Annotated in this window: 1 CRISPR repeat array. The window is 33.9% G+C overall.

Annotated elements, in window-relative coordinates:
* Positions 1 to 60: 60 nt before the first annotated feature.
* Positions 61 to 681: a CRISPR direct-repeat array (repeat unit 27 nt; unit sequence GTTGTACAGTTACTTAAATCTTGAGAG).

Below are 681 nucleotides of genomic sequence, written 5' to 3'. Positions count from 1 at the left end.
CAGTTACTTAAATCTTGAGAGTACAAAAACTGATTTCCGTATATAGCCGAATGGACCATAGTTGTACAGTTACTTAAATCTTGAGAGTACAAAAACTGCGAATGAGTTTCTCATATTCCTCTTTTTGTTGTACAGTTACTTAAATCTTGAGAGTACAAAAACAAAAATTTTCGCTTAATTTATTCCAATTTGTTGTACAGTTACTTAAATCTTGAGAGTACAAAAACACAGATACATCCCAGAAAACAAAGGAACCAGTTGTACAGTTACTTAAATCTTGAGAGTACAAAAACTTCCTTCCATACCGCAATTAGAACAAATCTGTTGTACAGTTACTTAAATCTTGAGAGTACAAAAACAGTTGCGGTTTTATCTACTTCCGCAAATAGGTTGTACAGTTACTTAAATCTTGAGAGTACAAAAACATAGCCCACGCTGAGGATTTATATGACTCAGTTGTACAGTTACTTAAATCTTGAGAGTACAAAAACTAACTCAGAAGAAAAGGAGAATAATGACAAGTTGTACAGTTACTTAAATCTTGAGAGTACAAAAACATACGGTTCGGTTAGGATTTTCGCCCTTTGGGTTGTACAGTTACTTAAATCTTGAGAGTACAAAAACCCACTGCCGTAATACCCATAGCGACTTTAGGTTGTACAGTTACTTAAATCTTGAGAG

The organism is Streptococcus sp. HMSC072D03 (assembly GCF_001812855.1).
Classification (GTDB): Bacteria; Bacillota; Bacilli; order Lactobacillales; family Streptococcaceae; genus Streptococcus; species Streptococcus salivarius_D.
This window is presented reverse-complemented; position numbering and strand designations above follow the sequence as displayed.